Source organism: Pseudomonas monteilii NBRC 103158 = DSM 14164, assembly GCF_000730605.1.
GTDB lineage: Bacteria > Pseudomonadota > Gammaproteobacteria > Pseudomonadales > Pseudomonadaceae > Aquipseudomonas > Aquipseudomonas monteilii.
In genome coordinates this window covers 14,748-31,008 of the sequence record NZ_BBIS01000033.1, presented here as the reverse complement: position 1 = coordinate 31,008, position 16,261 = coordinate 14,748, and the positions used below count along the sequence as shown (strand labels likewise).

The 16,261-nt window shown below is 62.2% G+C and carries 15 protein-coding genes; 12 read left to right on the top strand and 3 right to left on the bottom strand.

Annotated features, from left to right (window positions below):
- Positions 1–91 precede the first annotated feature (91 nt).
- On the top strand, positions 92–703 hold the full coding sequence (locus tag PM2_RS17680) for a TetR/AcrR family transcriptional regulator (RefSeq protein WP_016711735.1): 612 nt from the start codon (positions 92–94) through the stop codon (positions 701–703).
- A gap of 122 nt (positions 704–825) precedes the next feature.
- Here PM2_RS17680 and PM2_RS17675 read toward each other — a convergent pair whose 3' ends face one another.
- Complete coding sequence (locus PM2_RS17675; protein ID WP_028699366.1) at positions 826–1,266, bottom strand: GlcG/HbpS family heme-binding protein; 441 nt, start codon at positions 1,264–1,266, stop codon at positions 826–828.
- A gap of 257 nt (positions 1,267–1,523) precedes the next feature.
- On the opposite strand from PM2_RS17675, the gene gcl reads away from it, so the two are divergent.
- The 8 genes from gcl (at position 1,524) to PM2_RS17635 (ending at position 11,007) form a co-directional block, all read left to right on the top strand.
- Positions 1,524–3,299 (top strand): glyoxylate carboligase, encoded by a 1,776-nt coding sequence (gene gcl, locus PM2_RS17670; RefSeq protein ID WP_016711737.1) that lies wholly within the window; start codon positions 1,524–1,526, stop codon positions 3,297–3,299.
- 53 nt (positions 3,300–3,352) lie between these two features.
- On the top strand, positions 3,353–4,135 hold the full coding sequence (gene hyi / locus PM2_RS17665; protein WP_016711738.1) for a hydroxypyruvate isomerase: 783 nt from the start codon (positions 3,353–3,355) through the stop codon (positions 4,133–4,135).
- Positions 4,136–4,188: 53 nt separating this feature from the next.
- Positions 4,189–5,082 (top strand): 2-hydroxy-3-oxopropionate reductase, encoded by an 894-nt coding sequence (locus PM2_RS17660; RefSeq protein ID WP_016711739.1) that lies wholly within the window; start codon positions 4,189–4,191, stop codon positions 5,080–5,082.
- A gap of 218 nt (positions 5,083–5,300) precedes the next feature.
- Positions 5,301–6,575: a glycerate kinase type-2 family protein gene (locus PM2_RS17655; protein ID WP_025754769.1), complete on the top strand. Its 1,275-nt coding sequence runs from the start codon at positions 5,301–5,303 to the stop codon at positions 6,573–6,575.
- Complete coding sequence (gene pyk, locus PM2_RS17650) at positions 6,572–7,987, top strand: pyruvate kinase (protein WP_028699365.1); 1,416 nt, start codon at positions 6,572–6,574, stop codon at positions 7,985–7,987. The genes PM2_RS17655 and pyk overlap by 4 nt, the downstream gene beginning before the upstream one ends.
- Before the next feature lie 186 nt (positions 7,988–8,173).
- The gene (locus tag PM2_RS17645) at positions 8,174–9,046 is read left to right on the top strand and encodes an urea transporter (protein WP_028699364.1); all 873 of its coding nucleotides are present in this window, start codon (positions 8,174–8,176) and stop codon (positions 9,044–9,046) included.
- A gap of 45 nt (positions 9,047–9,091) precedes the next feature.
- On the top strand, positions 9,092–9,916 hold the full coding sequence (locus PM2_RS17640; RefSeq protein WP_028699363.1) for an ion transporter: 825 nt from the start codon (positions 9,092–9,094) through the stop codon (positions 9,914–9,916).
- Positions 9,917–10,008: 92 nt separating this feature from the next.
- Entirely contained in the window at positions 10,009–11,007 is a 999-nt protein-coding gene (locus PM2_RS17635) for a sulfate ABC transporter substrate-binding protein (protein WP_028699362.1), read from the top strand.
- A gap of 77 nt (positions 11,008–11,084) precedes the next feature.
- On the opposite strand, the gene PM2_RS17630 is transcribed toward PM2_RS17635, so the two are convergent.
- Positions 11,085–12,011, bottom strand: coding sequence for a class I SAM-dependent methyltransferase (locus tag PM2_RS17630; protein ID WP_028699361.1), 927 nt, complete (start codon positions 12,009–12,011; stop codon positions 11,085–11,087).
- Positions 12,012–12,044: 33 nt separating this feature from the next.
- The gene (locus tag PM2_RS17625; RefSeq protein ID WP_028699360.1) at positions 12,045–12,941 is read right to left on the bottom strand and encodes a DMT family transporter; all 897 of its coding nucleotides are present in this window, start codon (positions 12,939–12,941) and stop codon (positions 12,045–12,047) included.
- Between the two features lie 133 nt (positions 12,942–13,074).
- Between PM2_RS17625 and PM2_RS17620 the strand changes: the two genes are divergently transcribed.
- The 3 genes from PM2_RS17620 to PM2_RS17610 all read left to right on the top strand — a co-directional run bounded on the left by PM2_RS17620 (position 13,075) and on the right by PM2_RS17610 (position 16,245).
- A complete protein-coding gene (locus PM2_RS17620) occupies positions 13,075–13,512 on the top strand; it encodes an Lrp/AsnC family transcriptional regulator (RefSeq protein WP_016711747.1) in 438 nt (145 codons plus the stop codon).
- Between the two features lie 455 nt (positions 13,513–13,967).
- Positions 13,968–15,500, top strand: a complete 1,533-nt coding sequence (locus PM2_RS17615; protein ID WP_028699359.1) for an NCS1 family nucleobase:cation symporter-1 — start codon at positions 13,968–13,970, stop codon at positions 15,498–15,500.
- 16 nt (positions 15,501–15,516) lie between these two features.
- On the top strand, positions 15,517–16,245 hold the full coding sequence (locus PM2_RS17610; RefSeq protein ID WP_016711749.1) for an aspartate/glutamate racemase family protein: 729 nt from the start codon (positions 15,517–15,519) through the stop codon (positions 16,243–16,245).
- Positions 16,246–16,261: the final 16 nt, after the last annotated feature.

Sequence of the window (16,261 nt, the reverse complement as noted above, 5' to 3'; positions counted from 1 at the left end):
CCAAAGCCGCTGCCTTGAGCCCCCGTCGAGCCCGGTGCTACCATGCCCGATCCCTCTTAGAGGTGGCCAGACACGAGGAAGATCCCTGACCATGAGCACCATTCGCGAGCGCAACAAGGAACTGATCCTGCGCGCGGCCAGCGAGGAATTCGCCGACAAGGGCTTCGCCGCCACCAAGACCAGCGATATCGCGGCCAAGGCCGGCCTGCCCAAGCCGAACGTGTATTACTACTTCAAATCCAAGGACAACCTCTACCGCGAGGTCCTGGAAAGCATCATCGCGCCAATCATGCAGGCGTCGACGCCGTTCAATGCCGACGGCGATCCGAAGGAAGTGCTGAGTTCATACATTCGTTCGAAGATCCGCATTTCGCGTGACCTGCCGCACGCCTCCAAGGTGTTCGCCAGCGAGATCATGCACGGCGCCCCGCACCTGTCGCCGAACCAGGTGGAGCAGCTGAACGAACAGGCCCGGCACAACATCGAGTGCATCCAGCGCTGGATCGACCGCGGGCAGATCGCCCATGTGGATGCGCACCACCTGATGTTCAGCATCTGGGCGGCGACACAGACTTATGCGGATTTCGATTGGCAGATTTCTGCGGTGACCGGCAAGGCCAAGCTGGCCGAAAGCGATTACGACGCGGCGGCCGAGACCATTATTCGCATGGTGCTCAAGGGCTGTGAGCCCGAGGTGGCCTGAACCTCGGCGTTGGCTTGTTCGCGGGTAAACCCGCTCCCACAGGGACTCCACAAGCTGCAGGTCAGTGGTCATCCTTGTGGGAGCGGGTTTACCCGCAATAGGCCGGAATAGGCAATAGAGCTTTAGGCAGCTACCCCTGCATCTGCCCGCAACCCCACCTCCTCGATCGCACTGATCGCGCACTGCTCGTCAATGTCCGACGTATCCCCGCTGATCCCGACAGCACCCAGCACCTTGCCAGCCTGATCACGAATCAGCACCCCACCCGGCGCCGGCACTACCGGCCGTTCACCCATCCCGTTCAGCGCCGCAAAAAACGCCGGCCGCTGCTGTGCATCCAGTGCCAGCAAACGCGACCCCTTGCCCAGCGCAATCGCTCCCCAGGCTTTACCCGTGGCCACCTCAGGCCGGATCAGGCTGGCGCCATCCTCGCGCTGCAGCGCCAGCAAGTGCCCGCCGGCATCCAGCACCGCCACGGTCAGTGGCGCGGCGTTGATCTTGCGGCCCGCCGCCAGTGCGGCATTCACCAGGCTGACAGCAACGTTCAGGTTCAAAGCGTTCATGGAAAGGTCCTCTTCTTGTTGTGAGAAGCCCTGAGGGCAGTTGAAAACCGATAGGACAAATAGAACACAACGGGATGTATTTTTGTATACAATATTTTGAAACGATCGTATGCGATGGTGCAAATCGCCGTTTTCACGGGCGCTCTGGCGAAAGCCAGCTTAGCCGATGAAAACCCATTGACCTGAGGCGCCAGCCGTGAATACACTCTGTCGCAACGCAAGTTGTATACAATTACAAAATCGATGAGGCACAAACCATGAGCAAAATGAGAGCAATCGATGCAGCCGTTCTGGTCATGCGCCGTGAAGGTGTAGATACCGCGTTCGGCATCCCGGGGGCTGCCATCAACCCGTTGTACTCGGCCCTGAAGAAAGTCGGTGGCATCGATCACGTCCTCGCTCGTCACGTCGAAGGTGCCTCGCACATGGCCGAGGGCTACACCCGTGCCAACCCGGGCAACATCGGCGTGTGCATCGGCACTTCCGGCCCGGCCGGCACCGACATGGTCACCGGCCTGTACAGTGCCTCGGCCGACTCCATCCCGATTCTCTGCATCACCGGCCAGGCCCCGCGTGCCCGCCTGCACAAGGAAGACTTCCAGGCGGTAGACATCACCAACATCGTCAAGCCGGTGACCAAGTGGGCGACCACCGTTCTGGAACCAGGCCAGGTGCCTTACGCCTTCCAGAAGGCCTTCTATGAAATGCGCACCGGCCGCCCAGGCCCGGTACTGATCGACCTGCCGTTCGACGTGCAGATGGCCGAAATCGAATTCGACATCGACGCCTACGAGCCGCTGGCCATCAACAAGCCGTCCGCCACCCGCGTTCAGGCCGAAAAAGCCCTGGCCCTGCTCAATGACGCCGAGCGCCCACTGCTGGTGGCCGGTGGCGGCATCATCAACGCCGACGCCAGCGACAAGCTGGTCGAGTTCGCCGAACTGACCGGCGTGCCGGTCATCCCGACCCTGATGGGCTGGGGCACCATCCCGGACGACCACGCACAAATGGTCGGCATGGTCGGCCTGCAGACTTCGCACCGCTACGGCAACGCCACCCTGCTCAAATCCGACCTGGTGTTCGGTATCGGTAACCGCTGGGCCAACCGCCACACCGGTTCGGTCGACGTTTACACCGAAGGCCGCAAGTTCGTGCACGTCGACATCGAACCCACCCAGATCGGCCGCGTGTTCACCCCGGACCTGGGTATCGTTTCAGACGCTGGCAAAGCGCTGGACGTGTTCCTGGAAGTGGCCCGCGAGTGGAAAGCCGCCGGTAAGCTGAAGTGCCGCAAGGCCTGGCTGGAAGACTGCCAGCAGCGCAAAGCCAGCCTGCAGCGCAAGACTCACTTCGACAACGTGCCGGTCAAGCCGCAGCGCGTATATGAAGAAATGAACCAGGTGTTCGGCAAGGACACCTGCTACGTCAGCACCATCGGCCTGTCGCAGATTGCCGGCGCGCAGTTCCTGCATGTGTACAAGCCACGCCACTGGATCAACTGCGGCCAGGCCGGTCCGCTGGGCTGGACCATCCCTGCCGCGCTGGGCGTGGTCAAAGCCGACCCCAAGCGCAAGGTTGTCGCGCTGTCGGGTGACTACGACTTCCAGTTCATGATCGAAGAGCTGGCAGTGGGCGCGCAGTTCAACCTGCCGTACGTGCACGTGCTGGTGAACAACGCCTACCTGGGCCTGATCCGTCAGGCGCAGCGTGGCTTCGACATGGATTACTGTGTACAACTGGCGTTCGAGAACATCAACTCCACCGACGCTGCCACCTACGGTGTCGACCACGTCGCCGTGGTCGAAGGCCTGGGCTGCAAGGCCATTCGTGTGTTCGAGCCGGCAGAAATCGCCCCTGCCCTGATCAAGGCACAGAAAATGGCCGAAGAGTTCCGCGTGCCGGTGGTGGTCGAAGTGATTCTCGAGCGTGTAACCAACATTTCCATGGGCACCGAGATCAACGCGGTCAACGAGTTCGAAGACCTGGCCCTGGTCGGCAACGACGCGCCAACCGCCATCTCGCTGCTGGACTGATCGCCTGACGCCCCCAGGCCTACCTGGGGGCCTTCAACGCAAGGAGACAACCCATGCCTCGCTTCGCTGCCAACCTGTCCATGCTGTTCACCGAACAGGACTTCCTGGCCCGCTTCAAGGCTGCCGCCGATGCTGGTTTCAGCGGTGTCGAATACCTGTTCCCGTACGACTTCAGTGCTGCCGAAATCAAGCAGCAGCTGGAGGCCAACGGCCTGACCCAGGTGCTGTTCAACCTGCCTGCTGGTGACTGGGCCAAAGGTGAGCGTGGCATCACCTGCCACCCCGACCGCATTGAAGAATTCCGTGCCGGTGTCGACAAGGCCATCGAGTACGCCAAGGTGCTGGGCAACACCCAGGTCAACGCCCTGGCCGGCATCCGCCCCCAAGGCCCGGACTGCGCCACCGTGCGCAAGACCTTCGTGGAAAACCTGCGCTACGCCGCCGACAAGCTCAAAGCCGCCGGCATTCGCCTGGTCATGGAAATGATCAACACCCGCGACATCCCGGGTTTCTACCTGAACACCACTCAACAGGCGCTGGAAATCCAGGCCGAGGTGGGCAGCGATAACCTGTTCCTGCAGTACGACATCTATCACATGCAGATCATGGAAGGTGACCTGGCGCGCACCCTGGAAGCCAACCTGCCACTGATCAACCACGTCCAGCTGGCCGACAACCCCGGCCGTCACGAGCCAGGTACCGGCGAGATCAACTATCGCTTCCTGTTCGAGCACCTGGACCGCATTGGCTACCAGGGCTGGGTGGGCGCGGAATACAAGCCCAAGACCACCACCGAAGCAGGCCTGGGCTGGCTGAAAACGCACAACGCAATCTGAACGAGCCGGGCGCACAGCGCCTGATGTGAACAAATACAAAGAGGCACATTGTCATGGCTAAAATCGGTTTCATCGGCACCGGCATCATGGGCAAGCCCATGGCCCAGAACCTGCAAAAAGCAGGTCACAGCCTGTTCGTTTCCACCCATCACGACGCCGCGCCAGCCGAGCTGATCGCCGCCGGTGCAGTGGCCCTGGCCAATCCGAAGGAAGTGGCCCAGGAAGCCGAATTCATCATCGTCATGGTCCCGGACACCCCGCAGGTCGAAAGCGTCCTGTTCGGTGAAAACGGCGTGGCCGAAGGTGTGGGCCCGAACAAGGTGGTGATCGACATGAGCTCGATCTCCCCTACCGCCACCAAAGCCTTCGCCGAAAAAATCAAGGCTACCGGCGCCGCCTACCTGGACGCTCCGGTATCCGGCGGTGAAGTCGGTGCCAAAGCCGCGACCCTGAGCATCATGGTCGGTGGCTGCCCGAAAGCCTTCGAGCGTGCTCTGCCGCTGTTCGAAGCCATGGGCAAGAACATCACCCGCGTAGGTGGCAACGGCGACGGCCAGACTGCCAAGGTGGCCAACCAGATCATCGTTGCCCTGAACATCCAGGCTGTTGCCGAAGCCCTGCTGTTCGCTGCCAAGAACGGCGCCGACCCGGCCAAGGTGCGTGAAGCCCTGATGGGCGGCTTCGCTTCGTCGAAGATCCTCGAAGTGCATGCCGAGCGCATGATCAAAGGCACCTTCGACCCGGGCTTCCGCATCAACCTGCACCAGAAAGACCTGAACCTGGCCCTGCAAGGTGCCAAGGAGCTGGGCATCAACCTGCCCAACACCTCCAATGCCCAGCAAGTGTTCAACACCTGCCAGGCGCTGGGCGGCGGCAACTGGGACCACTCGGCGCTGATCAAAGGCCTGGAGCACATGGCCAACTTCTCGATCCGCGACGACCAATAAAACCTACCGGCCTCATCGCGAGCTGCGCTCGCTCCTACAGGATCAGCGTAAGGCCCGTAGGAGCGAGCAAAGCGCGCGATTGAAGCACACGCTGACTGACCTGCGACCACGGGTCAGCCAGTGACACCGAGCAACACCCGCCCCTGGTTCGGCCTGCACGGAGGCAGTTCCAGGGGCGTTTTTGATTCTGCAGAACAACAATAATCTGGGAGCCTGCCATGTCGGTCGATCCGCAAAAAATTCTCCGCGAGCTGTTCGACACAGCCATCGCTGCCGCCCACCCTCGTCAAGTACTCGAACCCTACCTGCCCGCCGACCGTAGCGGCCGGGTGATTGTCATCGGCGCCGGCAAGGCCGCAGCCGCCATGGCCGAAGTGGTCGAGAAAAGCTGGCAGGGCGAAGTCTCTGGCCTGGTCGTCACCCGCTACGGCCACGGCGCCAATTGCCAAAAAATCGAAGTGGTCGAAGCCGCCCACCCGGTCCCCGACGCCGCCGGCCTGGCCGTGGCCAAGCGCGTGCTGGACCTGGTCAGCAACCTCAACGAAGACGACCGCGTCATCTTCCTGCTGTCTGGCGGGGGCTCCGCCCTGCTGGCGCTGCCGGCCGAGGGCCTGACCCTGGCCGACAAGCAGCAGATCAACAAGGCACTGCTCAAATCCGGCGCCACCATCGGCGAGATGAATTGCGTGCGCAAGCACCTCTCGGCGATCAAAGGCGGCCGCCTGGCCAAGGCCTGCTGGCCTGCCACCGTTTACACCTATGCGATTTCCGATGTACCGGGCGACCTGGCAACCGTCATCGCCTCCGGCCCCACCGTGGCCGACCCGAGCACCTCGGCCGATGCCCTCGCCATCCTCAAACGCTACAACATCGAAGCGCCGCAAGCGGTCATCGACTGGCTGAACAACCCAGCCTCGGAAACCGTCAAAGCCGACGACCCGGCCCTGGCCCGCAGCCACTTCCAGTTGATCGCCAAGCCCCAGCAGTCGCTTGAAGCCGCTGCGGTCAAAGCCCGCCAGGCCGGGTTCAGCCCGCTGATTCTCGGCGACCTGGAAGGCGAGTCGCGCGAAGTGGCCAAGGTCCATGCCGGCATCGCCCGGCAAATCGTCCTGCACGGCCAGCCGCTCAAGGCGCCCTGCGTGATCCTGTCCGGCGGTGAAACCACCGTGACCGTGCGCGGCAATGGCCGTGGCGGGCGCAACGCCGAGTTCCTGCTCAGCCTTACCGAAAGCCTGAAAGGCCTGCCGGGTGTGTACGCCCTGGCCGGTGATACCGACGGCATCGATGGCTCGGAAGAAAACGCCGGTGCCTTCATGACCCCAGGCAGTTACGCCCGCGCCGAGGCCCTGGGCCTGTCGGCCAGCGACGAACTGGACAACAACAACGGCTACGGCTATTTCGCCGCGCTGGATGCGCTGATCGTCACCGAACCGACCCGCACCAACGTCAACGATTTCCGCGCCATCCTGATCCTTGAGACTGCCCAATCATGACGCCTGATAAAAAAGTAAAGATCCTCGCCACCCTCGGCCCTGCGATCAAAGGCAAAGACGACATCCGCCAGCTGGTCGAGGCCGGTGTGAACATCTTCCGCCTCAACTTCAGCCACGGCGAACACGCTGACCACGCCTTGTGCTACCAGTGGATCCGCGAAGTCGAGCAGCAGCTCAACTACCCGCTGGGCATCCTCATGGACCTGCAAGGGCCCAAGCTGCGTGTTGGCCGCCTGGCCGAAGGCAAGGTGCAACTGCAGCGTGGTCAGTCATTGCGCCTGGACCTGGACACGACGCCAGGCAACAGCGAGCGGGTCAACCTGCCCCATCCGGAAATCATCGCCGCGCTGGAGCCGGGCATGGACCTGCTGGTGGACGACGGCCGCCTGCGCCTGCGGGTGACCGCCAAGCACGCCGACGCCATCGACACGACCGTGCTGAACGGCGGTGAGCTGTCCGACCGCAAGGGCGTGAACGTGCCGCAAGCGGTACTCGACCTCTCCCCGCTCACCGAAAAAGACCGCCGCGACCTGGCCTTTGGCCTGGAACTGGGCGTGGACTGGGTGGCCCTGTCGTTCGTGCAGCGCCCGGAAGACATCGTCGAAGCGCGCCAGCTGATTGGCGACCGCGCCTACCTGATGGCCAAGATCGAAAAACCATCGGCCGTCGAACAGCTGCAAGCCATCGCCGAACTGGCAGACGCCATCATGGTGGCCCGTGGTGACCTGGGCGTAGAAGTGCCGGCCGAAAGCGTGCCGCAGATCCAGAAACGCATCATCGGCACCTGCCGCCAACTGGGCAAGCCAGTAGTAGTGGCCACGCAAATGCTCGAATCCATGCGCTTCTCGCCGGCACCGACCCGCGCCGAAGTCACCGACGTGGCCAATGCCGTGGCCGAAGGTGCCGATGCGGTGATGCTGTCGGCCGAGACCGCCTCGGGTGACTACCCGCTGGAAGCCGTGCAGATGATGAGCAAGATCATCCGCCAGGTGGAGAACGGCCCGGACTACCAGGCCCAGCTCGACGTTGGCAGGCCAAAAGCCGAAGCCACGGTATCGGACGCCATCAGCTGCGCCATCCGCCGTATCAGCGGCATCCTGCCGGTGGCAGTGCTGGTCAACTACAGCGAGTCGGGCGCCTCCACCCTGCGTGCTGCACGCGAGCGGCCACGGGCACCGATCCTCAACCTGACACCGAACCTGAACACCGCTCGCCGCCTGAGCGTGGCGTGGGGCGTGCATTCGGTGGTCAACGACCGCCTGCGCCAGGTGGACGAGGTTGTGTCGACTGCGCTGGAGATTGCCCAGGCGCAAGGCATGGCGAGCCGTGGCGACACGTTGTTGATCACGGCCGGTGTGCCTTTTGGCAAGCCGGGCTCGACTAACACGCTGCGGATCGAGACCTTGATCTAAGCCACTGCACATCTCCTGTGGGAGCGGGCGTGCCCGCGAAGAGGCCAGCAGGGGCAACAATGTTGCCTGTACTGACGCATTCGCGGGCACGCCCGCTCCAACAGGGTCGGTGGTGCTTTACAGAACAGCGGAAAACCCGAGGCCCAAAGAGGCCCACCGCTTCCCTTCAACCTCACTGACTGCCCCATGTACACCAAAAATTTCGTCAACCCGTGCCCCGACTGGGCCACGGCGTTACTCAACGGTTTCAGCCAGGTGCTGCTGCTGCGCAACCCCCTGTGCGGCCTGTGCTGCCTGCTGGCCATCCTGCTGACCGCTCCCGACCTGGTCGGTGGTGCCCTGCTCGGCGCCCTGGCTGGCCTGCTCACCGCCCAAGCCCGTGGTTACGACCGCGCCGACCGCCAGGCCGGGCTGTACTGCTACAACGGTGTGCTCATCGGCCTGCTGATCAGCGCCGTGCTGCCGTGGTCGGTCATGCTGCCACCGCTGATCATTGCGGCAGGCGGCCTGTCCAGCATCATCACCTACCAGTGGCGCAAGCGCGGCGGCAAGCTGCTGATCGCCTACACGGCGCCATTCGTGTTGCTGGGCTGGGCCACGCTGCTGTTCGCCAGCCCTTCGCCCAGCGGCTTCGTCGAGGCCGATCCGCTGTATGCCCTGGCGCGAGGTGTGGGCCAGATTTTCCTGCTCGACCAACCTTTGGCCGGATTGCTGATTATGGTCGGCATGTTCATCGCCAACCCTTATGCCGCGATGTGGGCAGTAATCGGCTCGGCCATCGGGGGCGGGGTGGCACTGCTGGCGGACCACGCGCAGGCTGCGTGGCTGGGCCTGTATGGCTTCAACGCCGCGTTGGCAGCATTGGCCTTTAGCAGACAGGGTGAAAAGCCGTGGGTGACATTGCTGGCAATTGCCTTTGCCCTGCTGCTGCAACCGGTGTTCACGCTGCTGCCTGTGGCAGGTCTGACCGCGCCCTTTGTCGCCGCCTGCTGGCTGATGCATGCGGGCAACCATCTGGCCCAGCCCAGACAGCGCAATGCCAGCCGCTTGCACAGCTGAAACGCAACCCCTAGGCTCAGCTCATCGTTTTTGTGGACCGAGCCAATGAACAACCCTGCGAGCCTGCGTGAACGGCTCTTCGTTATCGTCTTCCAGACCGACACCGTGGCTGGAAGACGCTTCGACAAGATCCTCCTGCTGATCATCCTCGCCAGCCTGGTCACGGTGATCCTCGACAGCATCGACGAAATACACCAAGGCTACGCCGGCCTGCTCGCCGCCATCGAATGGGGCTTTACCGCGATCTTCCTGGCCGAGTACCTCACCCGCCTGTACTGCTCACCCAAGCCCCTGCGCTATGCCTTCAGTTTCTATGGCCTTGTCGACTTGCTGGCGATCGTGCCGGGGATCATCGCGCTGTACTACAGCGACGCCCAGTACCTGCTGATCATCCGGGTGATCCGGATGCTGCGGATCTTCCGCGTGCTCAAGCTCAGCCCGTACCTCAAGCAGGCCCATTACCTGATGGAGGCACTGCGCGGCAGCAAGCAGAAGATCATCGTGTTTCTGGTCACGGTCTCGACCTTGGTAACCGTGTTCGGCACCTTGATGTATGTGATCGAAGGGCCGGAGCATGGCTTTACCAGCATCCCCAAGGGTATCTACTGGGCCATCGTCACGCTCACTACCGTGGGGTTTGGCGATATCGTGCCGAAGACGCCCCTGGGCCAGGTGCTGTCGTCGCTGGTGATGATTACTGGTTACTCGATTATTGCCGTGCCGACCGGGATCTTTACCGCCGAGCTGGCCAATGCCATGCGCGGGGAGCAGTTGCAGCATGATTGCACGACTTGCCGCAAGAAGACCCATGAGCATGGCGCGGCGTTCTGTTCCCGGTGTGGGAATGTGCTGTTCCCGAAAACCGAATAAGCAAAGAGCCATTTCGTCTTTAAAGCCCCAGGAACCAAACGCTATAGTCGCGGGCTTACTGCCAAACATCTGAACCATAACAAGGAAGCAACGTGAAAAAACTCTTCACCGCCTCGCTGCTCGCCGCAGGCCTGGCCCTGGGCAACCTCGCCCAGGCCGCCCCTACCCTGCTGAACGTTTCCTACGACGTGATGCGCGACTTCTACAAGGACTACAACCCGGCCTTCCAGAAACACTGGGAAGCCGAGCACAAAGAAAAGGTCAACGTGCAGATGTCCTTCGGTGGCTCCAGCAAGCAGGCGCGTGCAGTGATCGATGGCCTGCCGGCCGACGTCATCACCATGAACATGGCCACCGACATCAACGCCCTGGCCGACAACGGCAAGCTGGTACCGGACAACTGGGTAACTCGCCTGCCGAACAACAGCGCGCCGTTCACCTCGGCCACCGTGTTCATCGTGCGCAAGGGCAACCCGAAAGCCCTGAAAGACTGGCCCGACCTGCTGAAAGACGGCGTGCAAGTGATCGTGCCCAACCCGAAAACGTCGGGTAACGGCCGCTACACCTATCTGTCGGCCTGGGGCTATGTGCTCAAGCAAGGCGGTGATGAAACCAAGGCCCGCGATTTCGTCGGCAAGCTGTTCAAGCAGGCGCCGGTGCTGGACACCGGTGGCCGTGCCGCCACCACCACGTTCATGACCAACCAGATTGGTGATGTGCTGGTCACCTTCGAGAACGAAGCCGAGATGATCGCCCGCGAGTTCGGCCGCGATCAGTTCGAAGTGGTTTACCCAAGCGTGTCGGCCGAAGCCGAGCCACCTGTCAGCGTGGTCGACAAGGTCGTGGCGAAGAAAGGTACCCAGGCCGTGGCCGAGGAATACCTGAAGTACCTGTGGTCCCCAGCAGCTCAGGAGATCGCCGCCAACAACTACCTGCGCCCACGGGATGCGACGGTACTGGCCAAGTACACCGACCGTTTCCCGAAAGTGGACTTCCTGTCGGTGGAGAAAACCTTTGGTGACTGGCGCACCGTGCAGAAAACCCACTTCAATGACGGTGGCGTGTTCGACCAGATCTATAGCGGTCAATAACTGGGGTAAGCCTTACCGGCCTCATCGCGATCCCTGTGGGAGCAGCTTTAGCCGCGAAGAGGCCGGCAAGAGCAACATCAAACCTGGCGGAACACCAAAGCCTTCAAGCCCCCCGCCGGGTCCACATCGGGAAACTCCGGCGGGTTCTCCAACCGCTCGACAAACGCCAACGTCGGCGCCTGCTCCGCCATCCCCTCGATCAGAAACTCCGGCCCGATCCCCGGGTCGTTCACACACGCCAGCACTGTGCCCCCCGCATTCAGCAACTCCGGCAACCGCCGCAGGATCTTCGCGTAATCCTGGGTCAGCACAAAGCTGCCGCGCTGGAAGGTGGGCGGGTCGATGATGATCAGGTCATAAGGCCCGTACTTGCGCACCTTGCCCCACGATTTGAACAGCTCATGCCCCAGGTAGGCCACCCGCGATGCATCGTGGCCATTCAGGCGGTGGTTATCACGGCCACGGGACAACGCCGACTTGGCCATGTCCAGGTTCACCACCTGCTCGGCGCCACCGGCAATCGCCGCTACCGAAAAACCGCAGGTGTAGGCGAACAGGTTCAACACCCGCTTGCCCGCTGCCTGCTCGCGCACCCAGCGCCGGCCGTAGCGCATGTCGAGGAACAGGCCATTGTTCTGCCGCACGCCCAGGTCCAGCAGGTAGGTCAGGCCATCCTCGACCACCTCACGCTGCTGGCACGGCTCGCCCAGTAGCCACTGGCCCGGGCTGTCGGGCAGGTAGCGGTGCTGAATGAGGATCGCCTGGCCAGACCACTGCGGGCGTTCGGCAAAGGCACGCAACATGGCCTCCAGTTCAGCCAGCTGGCCTTCGGGTGGCTCGCGGAACAAGGCCACCGACAGCACACCCTGCAACCAGTCGACCGTCACTTGCTCCAGGCCCACCCAGCAGCGGCCACGGCCGTGAAACAATCGGCGGGTTTCCTGCGGGGCAGGGTCGAACGCGGCGAGCAGGTGTTGCTCAAGGGTGTGGATCGGCGAAGTCATGGTGGGTCGCAAACAAATGAAAAGGCCGCCATTCTACCCCTTGACCGCCACTTGTGCAGAACGGAACCACCAGCCCTGCTGCATCCCCGCCGCCGCCACCAGGATCAAACCCACACCCAGCCACTGCAGCGGCGCCAGCCGATGCCCGAACGCCACCCAGTCCACCAGAATCGCCGCAATCGGGTAGATGAACGACAGCGCCCCGGTCAACGCCGTGGGCAGACGCTGGATGGCACTGTAAAGCAGCACATACATCAGGCCGGTGTGCACCATGCCCAGTGCCAACAAGCTGGCCAACGCCGGCACGTCTCCGGGCAACCCGCCTGGCCTGACCCAGGGTGCCAGCATCAGCACACCGGTGGTTACCTGGATCAATGCAATCAGGTGAGGCGGCGTGCCACTCAGGCGCTTGATGATCAGTGCAGCGATTGCGTACAAGAGCGCCGCCCCCAGCGCCAGGGCAATTCCCAGCAGATAATCCTCACCGCCACCCTGCCCCGCACCATGGGCACTGACGATGGCCAACATGCCGAGGAAGGCGACACTCAGCCAGGTCACCTTGGCCAAGGTGATTTTCTCGCCCAGGAACAGCGCCGCCAGCCCCACCAGCAGAAACGGCTGCACGTTGTACACCGCCGTGCCAATGGCAATCGACGCCCGTGAGTACGAGGCAAACAACAGTAACCAGTTGCCGACAATCGCCACCCCACTGGCAATCGCCAACAAGAACGCCGTGCGGTTGATCACTCCCGGCCGCAGAAAGCCAAAAACGGCGCAGATCACCAGCAAGGTCACGGCGCCGAACACGCAGCGCCAGAACACCACCTCAAGCACGGGCTGGCCGGACACCAGCACGAACCAGCCGATGGTCCCGGAAATCAGCATGGCAGCGACCATTTCCAGCGAGCCACGGCGCAATGAACTGTCCATCTCACACCTCCCGTTGACGATGGCAACAGTATGCGAAGGATACCGGTGTGCCATCCAGCGGATAACGAAGGCAGATTGGCCTACATGCCTTTACTATTAAGGCAAATAACGCGAATTACCTATTGAGGCGACCATGACTGACGCTATCGACCAACTCTTGATCAATGCACTGATGGAGGATTCGCGCCGCTCGCTGAAGGCCCTGGCGCAGGTGAGCGGGCTGTCCGCACCCAGCGTCAGCGAGCGCCTGCGCCGGCTGGAAGAGCGTGGCGTGCTGCGCGGCTACACCGTGGAGGTTGACCCACGCGCGTTTGGCTATCAGTTGCAGGCCATCGTACGCATACGCCCGCTGCCGGGGCAGTTGCAGGAGGTGGAGCGGCAGATCATTGCCATCCCCGAGTTCACCGAGTGCGACAAGGTCACCGGCGAGGACTGCTTTATTGCCCGCCTGCATGTGCGCTCCATGGAACAGCTGGACACCCTGCTCGACCGCATCAATGTGCTGGCTGACACCAACACCGCAATCATCAAGAAGAGCCCGGTGAAGCGGCGGTTGCCGCCGATGGACTGAGAGGCGGCACAGGAAAACATGACTATTTTTTGTACACAAGAATGTCACCTTAAGTGCCATTTTTGTGTGCAATTTCTCCGGTAACGCCCCAATACGTTACACACTACCCTGCAACTAATTTTGACCATTTGATCAACTAATTATCAGTTAAAAAATTTAAACCTGTTTATTTGGTCAACTTATAATTACTACATTTCATGAACTTATCTTTTGAAGCCATAGATTCAAAATGATAGCCCTTTAACGCTTGCTCTTTCCTTGGCATGGAACTCGCTTTTGTGTCCTCGTGTTTTGTATACAAACCAAGCAAAACATAAAGACACAAGAACCCGCGACGCCGGACCAAAACCGGCCGCCGCGCCCAGAACCCTGTGATGCCAAGCTGCACTGACGAGATGGCGAGCCCGTGCGCATGCCCGCTCATCGCAGTCCATGTGCATCAGGAGCCCGCCGGAATGAGTAGCAGCCTCGACCTTGCCCCTGAACTATCCGTCGCCAGCACCCGCCCTGCTTCCACACTTGACGCCAGCCAGCCAGCGCTGGCCCTGAGCCCGCGCCTGCATAACCGCGACCTTGCGCCTACCCGTATCGAAGGCCGCCGCTGGGGTGGATACAGCATCTTCGCGTTGTGGACAAACGATGTGCACAATATCGCCAACTATTCGTTCGCCATGGGCTTGTTCGCCCTCGGTCTGGGCGGCTGGCAAATTCTGCTGTCGCTGGCCATTGGCGCAGCGCTGGTGTACTTCTTCATGAACCTGTCCGGCTACATGGGGCAGAAAACCGGCGTTCCCTTCCCGGTCATCAGCCGCATTGCCTTCGGCATCCACGGTGCGCAGATCCCGGCGCTGATTCGCGCAGTCATCGCCATCGCCTGGTTCGGCATCCAGACCTACCTCGCCTCCGTGGTGCTGCGCGTGCTACTGACAGCGGTGTGGCCGCACATGGCAGCCTACGACCATGACAGCATCCTCGGCCTTTCAAGCCTGGGCTGGGTATGCTTCGTGTCGATCTGGCTGGTGCAGCTGGTGATCCTGGCCTACGGCATGGAGATGGTGCGCCGCTACGAGGGTTTCGCCGGCCCGGTGATCCTGCTGACCGTATCGGCCCTGGCGGTGTTCATGTACTTCCAGGCCGACACGCGCATCGCCTGGTCGGTGGCTACACCGCTGACTGGCTACGAGATGTGGCGCAACATCTTTGCTGGCGGTGCGCTGTGGTTGGCGATTTACGGCACCCTGGTGCTGAACTTCTGTGACTTCGCCCGCTCCTCACCGTGCCGCAAGACCATTCGCGTGGGCAACTTCTGGGGCCTGCCGGTGAACATCCTGGTATTCGCCATCATCACCGTGGTGCTGAGCGGCGCGCAGTTCCAGATCAACGGCCAGATCATCGACAGCCCGACGCAGATCGTCGCTGCCATCCCGAGCACGCCCTTCCTGGTACTCGGCTGCCTGGCCTTCCTGATCGTCACGGTGGCGGTGAACATCATGGCCAACTTCGTCGCCCCGGCCTTCGTGCTCAGCAACCTCGCGCCGCGTCACCTCAACTTCCGCCGCGCCGGGTTGATCAGTGCCACCGTGGCGGTGCTGATCCTGCCGTGGAACCTGTACAACAGCCCATTGGTGATCGTGTACTTCCTGTCGGGCCTGGGCGCCCTGCTCGGCCCGCTGTACGGGGTGATCATGTCCGACTACTGGTTGCTGCGCAAAGGCTGCATCAACGTGCCGCAGCTCTACAGCGAAGACCCGGCCGGTGCCTACCACTACACCAAGGGCATCAACCTGCGCGCCGTGGCAGCCTTCGTGCCGGCCGCACTGCTGGCCATCGTCCTGGCGCTGGTCCCCCACTTCCAGCATGTGGCGCCGTTCTCCTGGCTGATCGGTGCCAGCATCGCCGCCGCCCTGTACCTGCTGATCGCGCCTCGCAACCGTCACTACCACGACGTCAGCGGCGAGTGCATCGCCGTCGACCACAGCAGCCATTGATCAAGGAAGACTGCCCATGCGTATTCTGATTGCCAACGTCAACACCACCGAAGCCATCACCGAGGCCATTGCCGAACAAGCGCGCAGTGTCGCCACCCCCGGCACCGAGATCATTGGCCTCACCCCCTGGTTTGGCGCCGAGTCGGTGGAAGGCAATTTCGAGAGTTACCTGGCTGCCATCGCCGTGATGGACCGGGTGCTGGCCTATGAAGGCCCCTACGACGCCGTGATCCAGGCCGGCTATGGTGAACACGGCCGTGAAGGCTTGCAGGAGCTGCTGAACGTACCGGTAGTGGACATTACCGATGCAGCCGCCAGCACGGCGATGTACCTGGGCCATGCTTACTCGGTGGTGACCACCCTGGACCGCACCGTGCCACTGATCGAGGACCGTTTGAAGCTCTCCGGGCTGTACGAACGCTGTGCCTCGGTAAGGGCCAGCGGGCTGGCCGTGCTGGAACTGGAAGAAGACCCGCAGCGTGCGGTGGAAGCCATCGTGGAGCAGGCAGAGCGAGCCGTGCGTGATGACAAGGCCGAGGTGATCTGCCTGGGTTGCGGCGGCATGGCCGGGCTGGACGAGCAGATCCGCCAACGCACCGGCGTGCCGGTGGTGGATGGGGTTAGCGCGGCGGTGACCATTGCCGAGTCGCTGGTGCGCATGGGCTTGAGCACCTCCAAGGTACGCACCTATGCCACCCCACGGGCGAAGAAGGTGGTGGGTTGGCCGATGCGTTTCGGGCGCTGAATCTTTAGCTGCCTTT